The following is a 13,394-nucleotide window of genomic DNA, read 5'->3' on the forward strand; positions in this document are numbered from 1 at the left end:
ATTTGTAATTTTTAGAATGCTAATTTATTCGCCGTTGCGCTGAGGCAGTAATCCTCAGCTTATGCGCAACACATGGAACCGATCCTGATCCGCAAGATAAGGGAATGACTCACTCGGCTGAGATAGAGAGAACCACTCCTGGCTTGCCCATCAGCCGATGATGACAACCACAGTTTCGGTTGGCAGCTGGAACTTAAGGAGGCGTAAGTGACTACCCCAAAAAAGGAAAACGATCGCAGGATTTTCGATCTACTCGGTATCGGCATAGGTCCGTTCAATCTCGGATTGGCCGCCCTGAGTGAACCCATCGATGGCTTTAGCTGTTTGTTTTTAGATGCCAAAACCGAGTTTGACTGGCACCCCGGCATGCTGCTCAGCGCCTCTCGGCTGCAAACGCCGTTTATGTCCGACTTAGTGACCATGGCCGATCCCACAAGTCGCTATAGTTACCTGAATTTTGCCAAGCAAACTGGCAGGCTGTATCCCTTTTATATCCGTGAAAACTTTTTCCTGCCACGGAATGAGTATAACCAGTATTGTCAATGGGTTAGCAAGCAACTCTCCAATCTGAGATTCGGTTTTAAGGTCACCCAATTAGATTACAACGCCGGTGAAGGTATCTACCATGTTACGGGGGTTGATAGACGCAGCGGCCAGCCCCAAACCTATTTGTGCCGTAAACTGGTGCTCGGCACGGGCACCACGCCCTACGTGCCAGACAATTGCCCGATGCACGATCCCCGCGTGATGCACAGCGCCAGCTATATGCAGCAGAAAACTTACCTGCAGAGCCAAAGCGCCATTACCGTGATCGGCAGTGGTCAAAGCGCGGCGGAAATCTTTTACGATCTGCTGCAAGATATTGATACCTATGGTTATCAATTAAATTGGATGACCCGCTCGCCACGCTTCTATCCGCTGGAATACACCAAACTCACCCTAGAAATGACTTCGCCAGATTATGTGGATTACTTCCACGAACTGACGCCAGAGAAACGCAACCGCTTGATTGCAAATCAAAAATCTCTCTACAAGGGGATCAATGCCGAGTTAATCAACGATATTTATGACCTGCTTTACCAAAAACGCTTAGTCAGCGATATCCAATGCCAACTGCTGACCAATGTGGCACTCGATAAGATAGAGACCTCGGGCGACAAGCTAACCCTCAAATTCAACCATCTCGAACAGGAATATGCCCTCGAGCAACAGACGGGCGCCGTAGTGTTAGGCACTGGCTATCAATATCGTTTACCCGAATTTATTCAAGGAATTAAATCACAAATTGAATTTGATGATCGCGGCCAACTCGCCATTCAGCGGGATTATGGCATCGATATCAGAGGCGATATTTTTATCCAAAATGCGGGCCTGCATACCCATGGCATCAGCTCACCGGATCTGGGCATGGGCTGCTACCGCAATGCGACGATTCTGCAAGCGGTTTTAGGTTACGCACCCTATCCGATTGAAGACAGTATCGCCTTCCAAACCTTCGATCCCAGCAAAATCCGCGCGCAGCAAAACCAACCCACAAGCAGCACCCATTCAGCCATAACAGCCACACCAAGCAAGACTATATCTTCGGCGGTGCAACCTGCGCAGCATCGCGGCCTTGAACCACAAACTGCGCTGCGGATAAGTCCTTCGGGCGGCAGTGTGTCGGTGTTGATGGCACCCCACAAGGAGGCGCAGTAATGGCCAGACATTGGAGTCGCCACTGTGCGGCCTCACTCTCAACACCCATTGTGATTGATGAGTTTGTGTTTAAACCGCTCAATCTCCCGCAACACCTCGCTATGTTGCAGAGCTGGTTTAACCAAGACTATGCCCGCTTTTGGGGTATGCAGGGCATGAGTCTCGATGCACTTGCTGAGGCGTTGGCGCCAAGCGAGCACAAGGTTGCGCTAATAGGTGAATGGCAAGCCAAACCGCTGTTTATGGTGGAGTTGTACGATCCCGCCCAGGATGAAGTGGGTGAGCACTATGCCGTGGAGCGACTCGATTGCGGTATGCACCTCATCCTCGCGCCGCTTGAGGGTAAGCCTGTTCATGGCTTGTCCGGTCAAGTGATGCAGGCTATTGCTGAGCTCATTCTCGAAAAGCTTGCCTTTAAACGAATGGTTGTCGAGCCGGATCAGCAAAATCACAAAATCCACCGCTTAAACAGCCAAGTTGGGATCCGCTACCAAAAAGCCATTCAACTGCGCAGCAAAGCCGCATTCCTCGGTTTTTGTAGCGCCCAGAGTCGCCAATTAGCGCAAAAAACCAGCGCCCCTTTTATGCAACGCACTGCAACTCAAGTAACCCATGCAACCGCAGTTAACCCTATCACTTTGCAGGTAACCCGATGAACTTAGCCACTAACCGCACATTACTTAAGCCATTCACTCAAGCCGAATTCCCCGCTCTGGAGGCCGCTGCCCACACGCATGTTCCCGCCCACTTAATACCGGAATATTGGCTGGCGGCCAATCGCCATTTGGTGAAAAAAATTCTCTGCGAATTTACCCATGAGAAGATCATCACCCCACAAATTTACCGCCAAGCGGCAGGTATCAATCACTATGAACTGAGGCTCAAGGACTGCACCTATTACTTCAGTGCGCGCCATTATCAGCTCGACCACCTTGAGATAGAAACCGGGTCGATTCGGGTCAGCAGCGCGGGCCAAGACAAGCCACTCGATGCCATGAGTTTGATTATCAAACTGAAAGATGCCTTAGGCATGAGTGAAACTCTGCTGCCCACTTACCTTGAAGAAATCACCAGTACCCTCTACAGCAAGGCTTACAAGTTGGCCCATCAAGCCATCCCCGTCGCAACACTCGCTAAAGCCGACTATCAAACGATTGAGGCGGGCATGACCGAGGGGCACCCAGTGTTTATCGCCAATAATGGCCGCATTGGTTTTGATATGCAGGACTATGACCAATTTGCTCCCGAGAGTGCCAGCGCGCTTAAGCTAGTGTGGATTGCGGTGCGTAAGGACAAAACCACCTTCTCCGCCCTCGAAGGATTGGACCATGATAGCTTGTTAAAACAGGAGCTTGGCGAACAGTTCACCGAGTTTCAACAACACTTAAGCGCAAAGGGACAAGCGGCCGATAGCTTTTATTTTATGCCCGTTCATCCTTGGCAGTGGCGCGAAAAAATTGCCCGCACTTTTGCTGGCGAAATCGCCCGTGGCGACATTATTTACCTCGGCGAAAGCCAAGATTGCTACCAAGTTCAACAATCTATCCGCACCTTCTTTAACTTAACTGCGCCGCAAAAATGCTACGTCAAAACCGCGCTTTCTATCCTAAACATGGGCTTTATGCGCGGGCTTTCGCCGCTGTATATGAGCTGCACCCCGCAGATCAACGCTTGGGTGGCCAAGCTTATCGAAAGCGACAGCTATTTTGCCGAGCAAGGTTTTGTGATCCTAAAAGAAATCGCCGCAATCGGTTATCACCACAGGTATTACGAAGAAGCACTCACCCAAGATAGCGCCTATAAGAAAATGCTGTCGGCGCTGTGGCGCGAGAGTCCGTTGCCGCATATTGAGCCGCAGCAAACCCTGATGACCATGGCGACGCTATTACACGTCGATCATCAGGAGCAAGCCCTGCTTGCCGCCTTAATCGCGCACTCGGGCTTAAGCGCCAAGGAGTGGGTCAAGCGCTATCTCAACCTCTACTTATCACCGCTATTGCACGCCTTCTTTGCCTACAATCTGGTGTTTATGCCTCATGGCGAGAACCTGATTTTAGTGCTCGATGCTGGCATCCCTGTCAAAATTTTGATGAAGGATATCGGCGAAGAAGTCGCAGTACTCAACGGTAGCGAGCCACTGCCGCAAGAGGTGCAGCGCCTTGCGGTCGAGCTTGAGGAAGAGATGAAGCTCAACTATATATTGCTCGATATTTTCGACTGTATTTTCCGTTATTTAGCGCCCATTCTGGATAAGCAAACCGAGGTCAGCGAAACGCAATTTTGGGAGTTGGTGGCAGACAATGTGCGCGACTATCAAGCGCAGCATCCGCAGTTGGCGGACAAATTTGCACAATACGATCTCTTTAAAGACAGCTTCGTTCGCACTTGCCTGAATCGCATTCAGCTTAATAACAACCAGCAGATGATTGACCTTGCCGACAGGGAAAAAAATCTGCGCTTTGCGGGCGAAATTGTTAATCCGCTGGCCGCCTTTAGGCAAAGCCATGCCTTTGGCTCAGCAAATCAGAAGCTAAAACCCAACCCCTAAATCACTTTTAACCTTGAGTGGGCCCGCGCCCACTCTGGGCACGCGTCTGTGCCCAAAAACAACCTAGTCAATCAAACAGCCTAAATGGAATTTAAGATCATTATTATGAAAACCTTCCCCCTCAACCGCCTCGCGGCGCACTGCCAACTCGCCATCACCCGCCCTGAGCTTATCCTCTGCTCTGCCATACTCAGCATGCCCTATGCTTATGCCGATGCCAGCGGCACCCAGAAAAAATCCACCAAAGACATTGAAATCATTAATGTCGTTGGCGCTAAGGATCTCCACGATAAGCGCTACAAAACCCAGGCGATGAATACGGCAACGGGCTTAGATTTGTCCTATTTAGAGACGCCGCAATCCGTCACCTCAGTGACTAGCCAAATGATGCACGATCAACAACTAAACAGCGTGATCGACGCCATGACCAGCGTGGCCGGCATCAATGCTCGGCCGATGGACAACGACAGATACAGCATCAGCTCGCGGGGGATTGCGGTCACTAGCATTCTTTATGATGGCGTTCCCACCACCTATGACACCCGTTTTAACTACGGCGATAACCTTATCGATACCGCCATCTACGAGCGGGTGGAAATTGTCCGTGGCGCCACAGGGTTAATGACGGGTGCGGGTAATCCCTCGGCCGCGATTAACCTTATTCGTAAACGCCCGACACAAGAATTTATGGGCAGCACCTCAGTGAGTATCGGCTCATGGAACAATCTGCGCGGTATGGTGGATTTATCCAGCGGCTTAAATGACAGTGGTAGCATTCGTGGCCGTGTTGTCGCCGCCTATCAGGATAAAGAATCCTTCCAAGACAGATACGAGCAGCAACGCACCACCCTCTATGGCATTGTTGAAGCCGATATTACCGCCAGCACACTGCTGACTTTAGGAGTGGATTATCAAGACACCACCCCCGAAGGCACAATGTCCGGCGGTCTGCCGCTGTTCCACAGTGATGGCAGCCGTACAAATTACGATCGCGCTACCTCCACCGCCCCCGATTGGGCCTCGGCGCATACCCAAGGGCTCAATATCTTCGCCAGCCTTGAACATCGTTTTGATAACGGTTGGGAGCTAAAAGGCACCTACAGTTACGGCGATAACGCACTGAAATACGATGTACTCTGGGCTACAGGCTATCCCGATCCGGTAACAAACATAGGCGCAACCGCAGGCTCAATCGCCTATGTCGACGGTAGCCGTACCCAACATAACCTCGACTTACGGGCACAGGGAATGTTTGCCCTGTTTGGCCAAGAGCACCAACTCACCTTTGGTTGGACGGGTCAGCGCCAAGAGTTTGCCAACCCTTACTATTATCCTACGGCCGCCGTACCGCCCTTAGGGGATTTTCGCGATCCTAACTTCCAGTATCCAAAACCTCAGTGGAAGGAGACTCACACCACGGGATCCTTCGGCGAAACCGAACAAAGCGCCGCCTATGTGGCCACGCAGCTTAATCTGACCGATGCCTTGGCATTGCTTGCGGGGCTGCGCCTGAACCAGTGGCAAACCGACCAAGATAACTTTGGCAGCAAGTATGATTTTAAGGTCGACAATGAGCTCACCACTTATTTTGGCCTGACCTACGCACTCGGAGAGCAATACTCCCTTTACGCCAGTTATACGGATATTTTTGCGCCGCAAACCTTGCAGCGCATCGATGCCAGTTACATCGACCCCGTCAAAGGCAAAAACTACGAGGCGGGCATTAAGGCCAGCTTGATGGATGAAAGCTTAGATATGTCGTTGTCGGTATTTGAAATTCGCCAAGATAATGTTGGCGAACGCACTGGTGATGTGTTGCCGGGCACCACTATTCCTGTGTATCGAGAGGTTAACGGTACGAAGACCCAAGGTTTTGAGTTTGAATCCACAGGCAAAATCACCGATGACTGGAATATCTACTTCGGCTACACCCAATTCAGCACCGACGATCCTAAGGGCAATCGCCTCAACACCACCACCCCTCGCCAGCAGCTAAAACTCTTTACCACTTATACCTTTAGCGGCGATTGGAACAAGTTGCAGCTTGGCGCTGGGGTCAATTGGCAAAGCCGAGTCTATCAAACCGTGAACTCGCCCTTAGGCAGAGTCGAGGTTGAGCAAGACTCCTACGCGTTAGCCAGCTTAATGGCAAGTTATGCCTTTACCGAGCAGCTAAAGCTAAGCGCCAATTTGCACAACGCCTTAGATAAAACCTATTACAGCCAAGTGGGTCAATATAGCCAGTTCCAATACGGCGCCCCACGCAGCATGAGCGTGAATTTGGATTATCGCTTCTAACAGGCTGTCGTTAACCAGTTGTTCATCAATGAAAACTGCGGTGAGTAGACTCACCGCAGTTTAATCAATTCAAGCCTAAGGAGTGATTATGGCGCGCCAAGGAGAATCAGTCCCTGCCTTAGTCAAGCTTTCCAGTAAGACTAAACCGAGTGCTACCAAGCACTGCCATAGCAAATGCTCGCAAAGTTTAAACACTGCGAGTGCCAAGCAAACAGCACTCGGTTTAACAAAGAGCCAAATAGATTTAACGCAAGTAGCCCAGGAGTTTAATCAACAACTGGCGCTGCGCGCCCCTTTTTATGCACAGCACTTTGTGGCTACCACTAAGCCCCAAGGACTCAGTTTTGATGCTTGGAGTCAGTCAGCCGTGTATCAGCAGCTATTACTGGATTTTGCCAAGACCTACCCTCCTTTGGGAAAAACCACATCTTCCAGCCCATTAGAAAATAATCCCGAGCAGATATTGCTCAGCCATAGCCATAATTCCAAAGCCCTGCACTCGCTCTGGGGGCAGTGGTATTTCGGTCTGTTAGTGCCGCCTATGCTGGAATGGATTATTAACGCGCCGCACTCGCTCGCAAGCACCCTTGAGCAGATTGAGCAAATTGAGATAGCGCCTGAGCATTTTTACCTTAGGCCCCACGATTCGGGCAGAGTCGCAGGTTTTGAGTTTCAATTAACTCCCACTCCTCGGGATAAAGCCGCCAGAGTTAAAACCACGGTCTTAACGCCCCACCGCGAACGACTTATAAAGTGGATTCAAAGCCATCTAGTCCCTAGTGTTGAGCGATTAACCGGTTTAAGCCCAACACCCACCAAGCTGTATTGGAGCCATTTAGGCTACCTTATTCACTGGTATTTAGGCGAAATGGCATTGCCAGAAATTGAATTTGAGCGCCTTAAGGCGCTGCTATTTAACACAAAATCCTTTGAAGATGGCGAGGCTAATCCACTCTATAACAGCATTAATCTGCTGCCCGACTCAGCACCTCACGCTGACAATATTCGCCGCGTATGCTGCTTAAGGTATCAACTCACCAACAGTCATCGCTGCGGTGATTGCCCGTTAGCCACGCGCGCCCAAGCAAAACGTGCCGCGCAAGCTTAGCCTTATCGGTCAGGCACTCTTACTTATAAGGGCTACATGGTGGATTGCAACAGCCGTTGCCGCCGCTTTAATGCAACAGTTAGCAATCGGTCACCTTTCACGGCTTTTTCCCTCTAGCCCCCCGTGCTACACTCAAGCCCACGTCTTCTTAACACGATTATTTATGAAACAACTGCTTGATTTTCTGCCCCTCATTATCTTTTTTGCCGTCTATAAATTTTTCGATATTTATATCGCCAGTGGCGCCTTAATCGCAGCCACCGCACTGCAATTAGTCGTGACCTATGCGCTGTACAAAAAATTGGAGAAGATGCACCTAATTACCTTCGCTATGGTGACAGTGTTTGGCACACTCACCTTAGTGTTCCATGACGATGCCTTTATCAAGTGGAAAGTCACTATTATTTATGCTTTATTTGCCCTAGCTCTTGGCGTGAGCCAGCTACTCAACAAGTCGATTTTAAAGTCCATGTTGGGTAAAGAGATGAAGGTGGCCGATAAGATTTGGGCACACGTAACTTGGTACTGGGTGAGCTTTTTTGCCATCTGTGGCCTAGTCAATATCTATGTCGCCTTTAGACTGCCGTTAGAAACTTGGGTGAACTTTAAAGTGTTTGGCCTCACCGCCTTAACCCTGATAAATACCGTTATCACCGTCTTTTACCTTTATAAACATCTTCCCGAAGATCAACGCAAGGAACTCAAATAATGTGGTATATGATTTCAGCTCAGGATGTTGAGAACAGCTTAGAAAAACGTTTAGCGGCGCGCCCTGCGCATTTAGCTCGCTTACAGGAACTGGCCGATGAAGGTCGTTTGCTGGTTGCGGGTCCACACCCCGCTATCGATAGCGAAAACCCAGGCGATGCGGGTTTTAGCGGCTCATTAGTGGTTGCGGATTTCGATTCGTTAGCCACGGCTCAAGCCTGGGCTGATGCCGATCCTTACTTCGCGGCGGGCGTATATCAAAGCGTTGTGGTTAAACCCTTTAAACGAGTTCTCCCTTAATGAAAATCGTTTCTTTCAATATCAATGGATTGCGTTCTCGCCTGCATCAATTGCAAGCGTTAATCGACAGCCATCAGCCCGACATTATCGGCCTGCAAGAAACCAAAGTGCACGATGAAGCCTTCCCGCTCGCCGAAGTCGAAGCCATGGGCTATCACGTGCATTACCACGGTGGCAAGGCACACTATGGCGTAGCCATGCTCTCCAAAGCCGCCCCAATTAAGGTGCAAAAGGGGTTTGCAACCGATGAAGAAGATGCCCAGCGCCGCATGATTATCGGCACCTTTGCTCAGGCCAATGGCCGACCGCTAACTGTACTGAATGGTTATTTCCCTCAGGGCGAAAGCATTGACCATCCGACAAAGTATCCTGCTAAGCGTAAGTTTTATCAGGACTTAATGGCGCATTTGCACGCAAATCATAGCAACGACGAAGATATCGCCATCATTGGGGATATCAATATTTCGCCCATAGATTTGGATATCGGCATCGGTGAAGTCAACCGCAAACGTTGGCTAAAAACCGGTAAATGCAGCTTCCAACCCGAAGAGCGTGAATGGCTCAAAACCCTGCAGGATTGGGGATTGGTGGATACCTTCCGTCAACTGCACCCCGACCGCAGCGAGCGTTATTCATGGTTCGATTACCGCAGCAAAGGCTTCGATGATAACCGTGGCCTACGCATCGATGTGATCTTAGCCACGCCGTCACTGGCTGCTCGTTTAGTCGAATCCGACGTCGATTACGATCTGCGCGGCATCGATAAACCCTCAGATCACGCGCCAATTTGGAGCACCTTTAAAGAAGCCTAACTCGCTCGAGTGAATTCTTTAATCGATATAAAACATCGGCCTAGGCCGATGTTTTTTTGTTATAGAGTCCAATAAAGTACCCATCTAATGTCACTGCCGGATAATGATCTGGATCAGCCGCCGATAACGCGTTTAATGTATTGAGTAATTCCGTTCTCGTTGTCACTACATACTCCATTGCGATGACTTGTTCTCGATGAGGGTTTAACGTACTGCTCACCTACACAATGCTACTCATTAGGCCTGTTGCTGACCTGACAATACAGAGATCCTCGCTACATCGAGGCTTGGGAAGTCAGGGTCGACGTACACGTACATGCGGCTAATAAGATGGTCAGTAAACTCAAAAACACTGCAAAAACGACCAGTTGAAATCTTGTTGTCTGGCCAAACGGTGCCATCACTCATGACCCCACCTTCTTGCCCTTCAACGATAACTTTATTGCCAGAAACAGTGATGTTAAAACCGTCGATATCATGCCAAATACTGCTAAGTGAACTGCCGATGCGATTGCCAAACTCAACTAAGCTGTCCTTACCCATAGCGCGTCCAAATTTGGGGAAGAAAAAGTCGACCTCTTCGCTAAATAAATCTAAGTAACTCGCATCACCCGCATCAACTTTCTTAAAGTATTCAATGGCAAGCTTAACTAATGCATCCTTTTCCATCATTTTTCCTGTATATATACTGATTTTTAAACAAAATTCCATCTAGAGGGGCACTAAAGAGTCCATGACAATATAGAGTCAAACCACGGATATTTCTGACATTAACCACTTGTTCAAATCAGTTGCCCTTAGGCTCTTAAATCTTCAGCAAGTAGCCCATAAAGAGCAGAATCCGAGATAATGCTACTCACCTCCCAGCGCTGCCTTAGATGACCTTCTTTGATAAACCCCATACGCTCCAACACCTTGGCAGAAGAAACATTCTCTGGGTCAATCTCGGCTTCAATTCGACGCAAACCTAATGTATTGAATGCAAATTTAATTAATGCTGTCCCAGCCTCGGAAACGATGCCTTTTCCCCAATATTTGGGGCTTATTCCAAATCCAATTTCAGCTCGCTTTGACTCTTTGTCATAATTAAAGAGCATCACTTTACCTAGCAGTTCGCCACTATGTTTTTTATAAACCCCTAATGTCATTCCGCGGGAATCACACATGGAGTCGGAACTATTATTTATAAATGCAGCGGCATCATCGAATGTTTTCCAAGGGGGAGTATTCCAATATTTCATCACCTCAGGATCGGAAAAAATGTCAAATAATGCTGTCGAGTCATCTTCATTAAATGCTCTAAGAACTAAACGCTCTGTTTCAATTTTTATTCCTAACATTAAAGCTATCCATTTACTGTTTAAGTTGGAAATGCACACGGAGTCACTATATGCAAAGAGATTTATTTAGTTTATCAAAAACATAGCTACCGAATAGATAGTGAAATAAGGCCATTAGACTTTTGCGACAGTAGGCAATAGTCGGCTAAAGGAGACATAACTAAATCACTTTTAAAAGGCAGATATTGAGCTTGGCAAATCAACCTCATCCCGCTAATTCAAAGCTTGATAATCAAGACTGCCATTGTGATACAGCCGGATTTCAATCATCTCTATTTGCTGTTTTAGTAATGACAAACGTTTTATTAACCAGAGATAGCCGATTTTATAGGCCGTCTGTAATAATGTGATCAATTCATCTTCTGGCGTATGCGCTTCATCAATGGCCAAGATACGGTACCAGTCGAAGGATTTAAAATTAGCAATCGTGTCGGACTCAAGCTCGGCCGTTAATAGCCATGAACCATTCATCATAGATGCTATATCAACAAAAAAATCGCAGTAAGCTTCCCCTTGGGTATAGGAGAAATTCGCATATTCTCTCACCAAGCCATCAAATTCCTCTCGGTAGCCATCAAGTGCCTCTTTAACCACGCAGGCGGCTCTCTCAACCCTTTGCATATGTTACTCTCATCCCTTCGCCCCTAATCACAGGGGCATATAGGGCTGATAACCTACCCCAGTTTCAGCTCCTCTCCAACGGTATTTTGATAATGAAACCAAAGTCACGCTTTAGACTGATGACGTTTTTACCTTTTAGTAACAATGAGTTGAATTTAAACCAAGTTGTAGTTTCAATGCTAAGCGGTTAAATGAAAGTCTGTAAGGCCTTGGTTAACTTTGGCGTGTCGCAGCAAAGGCAATAACGATATCGGATGTAAATAAGCATAAAAAATGGCGACTGCATTAGATGCAACCGCCATTTGAATTTGAATATTTGGATTTGGCGACTAAGCCTCGCCAGCGAACCACCGTTTCGCTTTTATACTAATGAGAACCAATCCATAAAAGCCGAGGCTTAGCTAGTGCGGTACTGCTTAAGGATCCCTTCAAGTTCAACCGAGGCATGTTGCAAATCATGCGCTAGGGTGACACTGCGCTGCGCCGTTTGTTTAATGGTATCGGATTGATGACGGATCTCATTAAGCTGACCGGCGATATCTCGGGCGGCGACGCTCTGCTCTTCCGCCGATGCGGCAATCTGGCTGCTCATATCGAATACGGCATTAACCGATTGCGCCATCCCCTCGACATCGTCGCCCACGGCAATAATGGCGCTACGGCCTTCATCGGCGCGATCCACAATCTCAGTGGTGATATTGGAGAGCTGACGAGTGCCCGATTGCAATCCTTCGATCATCGCTTGGATCTCAACTGTCGCTTGTTGAGTACGTCCTGCTAAGGTACGGACTTCATCGGCAACCACCGCAAAACCGCGGCCTTGCTCACCCGCACGGGCAGCTTCAATCGCCGCATTCAGCGCCAGCAAATTGGTCTGCTCAGAAATACTGTTGATGGTTGTCACCACAGCATCGATACCCGCCGCATCCTTAGATAACTGTTCTACCGATGAAAATGCCGCGCCAATCTTGGTTGAGAGCTGCCCGATACTGTCCACCGTGTGGCTAATACGTCCTTGGCTGGCACTCATTTGGCTGGCGTTATCTTTGGTCTGGAGCGAGGTGTTGCTGGCATTGACCGACACTTCTTCAATCGCCGAAGTCATCTGCGCCATGGCCACGGCAACTGAGTCTAAAAATTGATGCTGGGCACCAATTAACTGGCCACTGCTTTTGGCCTGCTGATTAAACTCATCGGCGGCGAGGGAGAGCGTCTGCGCATTGCTGCGGATAGCGCTCACCATTTCACTCATGTTATCGGCGCAGCGGTCAATTTCGCGGGCGATTAAGCTGAAGTCATCGGTGCCGAAAAAGTTTAATCTGAAACTTAAGTCGCCATCGGCTAAGCGTTTGATGGCCATGTACATATCCCACAAACCACCGCCGAGGGAAGTTGAAATCCAATAACTGAGTTGGAATAAGGGCAATAAACCGATTAACGCGAGCCAAAACATTAAGTTGGCATCGCTGCGGCCCTCGCTTTCCCATTGAGCAACATTTTGCGACAGCTCGAGTGCGCCGCCTGCTCCCACGCTGGCACTGGCGGTTACATTATCCCTTTGGCGCTGCGCCTCTGCTTGGCGAGTGACAACACTTAAACCATTATCACGGGCAAACTGTGACAGGGCATCACCCTGCAACTTTTGCGCATTCGCGACTTGGGCAAAGGCTTCGACGGTCGCCTGCACCCGAGCCAAAGAAGCGGCTTCAAGGTTGCGGTGAGCATGTTGGTAATTGACGAGTGCAACGGCAGCGGTGATCAGCGCCACCATAGAACAGACAACCCAAAACTTTCCGTTGAGACTGAATTTGATCAATATGGCATCAATGGTGCGAAACTGGATTTGTTTCATCTTGATATTTCCTAAGACCTAAAGGCTATCGGGTACTAAATCAGCATTATAGCTCATCTATTCCATCACTTTTTTACCGCATAGGCATCATCTGCAGATTAAAAAATGA

Annotated in this window: 13 protein-coding genes; 8 read left to right on the forward strand and 5 right to left on the reverse strand. The window is 48.8% G+C overall.

Annotated features, from left to right (window positions below):
• The first annotated feature begins 207 nt into the window (after window positions 1-207).
• The 8 genes from B5P39_RS15445 to xthA all read left to right on the forward strand — a co-directional run bounded on the left by B5P39_RS15445 (window position 208) and on the right by xthA (window position 9,472).
• On the forward strand, window positions 208-1,698 hold the full coding sequence (locus tag B5P39_RS15445; RefSeq protein WP_088212153.1) for a lysine N(6)-hydroxylase/L-ornithine N(5)-oxygenase family protein: 1,491 nt from the start codon (window positions 208-210) through the stop codon (window positions 1,696-1,698).
• Window positions 1,698-2,354 carry a GNAT family N-acetyltransferase gene (locus B5P39_RS15450; RefSeq protein WP_088212154.1) on the forward strand — a complete coding sequence of 219 codons (657 nt, stop codon included), beginning with the start codon at window positions 1,698-1,700 and terminating at the stop codon, window positions 2,352-2,354. The genes B5P39_RS15445 and B5P39_RS15450 overlap by 1 nt, the downstream gene beginning before the upstream one ends.
• A complete protein-coding gene (locus B5P39_RS15455) occupies window positions 2,351-4,246 on the forward strand; it encodes an IucA/IucC family protein (RefSeq protein WP_088212155.1) in 1,896 nt (631 codons plus the stop codon). The genes B5P39_RS15450 and B5P39_RS15455 overlap by 4 nt, the downstream gene beginning before the upstream one ends.
• 84 nt (window positions 4,247-4,330) lie before the next feature.
• On the forward strand, window positions 4,331-6,544 hold the full coding sequence (locus B5P39_RS15460; RefSeq protein WP_176399963.1) for a TonB-dependent siderophore receptor: 2,214 nt from the start codon (window positions 4,331-4,333) through the stop codon (window positions 6,542-6,544).
• 88 nt (window positions 6,545-6,632) lie between these two features.
• On the forward strand, window positions 6,633-7,652 hold the full coding sequence (gene fhuF / locus B5P39_RS15465; protein WP_088212156.1) for a siderophore-iron reductase FhuF: 1,020 nt from the start codon (window positions 6,633-6,635) through the stop codon (window positions 7,650-7,652).
• Between the two features lie 163 nt (window positions 7,653-7,815).
• Complete coding sequence (locus tag B5P39_RS15470; protein ID WP_011716559.1) at window positions 7,816-8,361, forward strand: septation protein A; 546 nt, start codon at window positions 7,816-7,818, stop codon at window positions 8,359-8,361.
• The gene (locus B5P39_RS15475; RefSeq protein ID WP_011072939.1) at window positions 8,361-8,660 is read left to right on the forward strand and encodes a YciI family protein; all 300 of its coding nucleotides are present in this window, start codon (window positions 8,361-8,363) and stop codon (window positions 8,658-8,660) included. The genes B5P39_RS15470 and B5P39_RS15475 overlap by 1 nt, the downstream gene beginning before the upstream one ends.
• Complete coding sequence (gene xthA, locus B5P39_RS15480) at window positions 8,660-9,472, forward strand: exodeoxyribonuclease III (RefSeq protein WP_088212157.1); 813 nt, start codon at window positions 8,660-8,662, stop codon at window positions 9,470-9,472. The genes B5P39_RS15475 and xthA overlap by 1 nt, the downstream gene beginning before the upstream one ends.
• A gap of 40 nt (window positions 9,473-9,512) precedes the next feature.
• On the opposite strand, the gene B5P39_RS25000 is transcribed toward xthA, so the two are convergent.
• The 5 genes from B5P39_RS25000 to B5P39_RS15500 all read right to left on the reverse strand — a co-directional run bounded on the left by B5P39_RS25000 (window position 9,513) and on the right by B5P39_RS15500 (window position 13,285).
• The gene (locus B5P39_RS25000) at window positions 9,513-9,638 is read right to left on the reverse strand and encodes a hypothetical protein (protein ID WP_254915796.1); all 126 of its coding nucleotides are present in this window, start codon (window positions 9,636-9,638) and stop codon (window positions 9,513-9,515) included.
• A gap of 71 nt (window positions 9,639-9,709) precedes the next feature.
• On the reverse strand, window positions 9,710-10,141 hold the full coding sequence (locus B5P39_RS15485; RefSeq protein WP_088212158.1) for a nuclear transport factor 2 family protein: 432 nt from the start codon (window positions 10,139-10,141) through the stop codon (window positions 9,710-9,712).
• A 128-nt stretch (window positions 10,142-10,269) separates the two neighbouring features.
• Complete coding sequence (locus tag B5P39_RS15490) at window positions 10,270-10,812, reverse strand: GNAT family N-acetyltransferase (RefSeq protein WP_088212159.1); 543 nt, start codon at window positions 10,810-10,812, stop codon at window positions 10,270-10,272.
• Window positions 10,813-11,025: 213 nt separating this feature from the next.
• The gene (locus tag B5P39_RS15495) at window positions 11,026-11,433 is read right to left on the reverse strand and encodes a hypothetical protein (protein WP_088212160.1); all 408 of its coding nucleotides are present in this window, start codon (window positions 11,431-11,433) and stop codon (window positions 11,026-11,028) included.
• A gap of 397 nt (window positions 11,434-11,830) precedes the next feature.
• Window positions 11,831-13,285 (reverse strand): methyl-accepting chemotaxis protein, encoded by a 1,455-nt coding sequence (locus B5P39_RS15500; RefSeq protein WP_088212161.1) that lies wholly within the window; start codon window positions 13,283-13,285, stop codon window positions 11,831-11,833.
• Window positions 13,286-13,394 lie beyond the last annotated feature (109 nt).

The organism is Shewanella sp. Shew256, from assembly GCF_002196695.1.
GTDB classification, from domain to species: domain Bacteria; phylum Pseudomonadota; class Gammaproteobacteria; order Enterobacterales; family Shewanellaceae; genus Shewanella; species Shewanella mangrovisoli.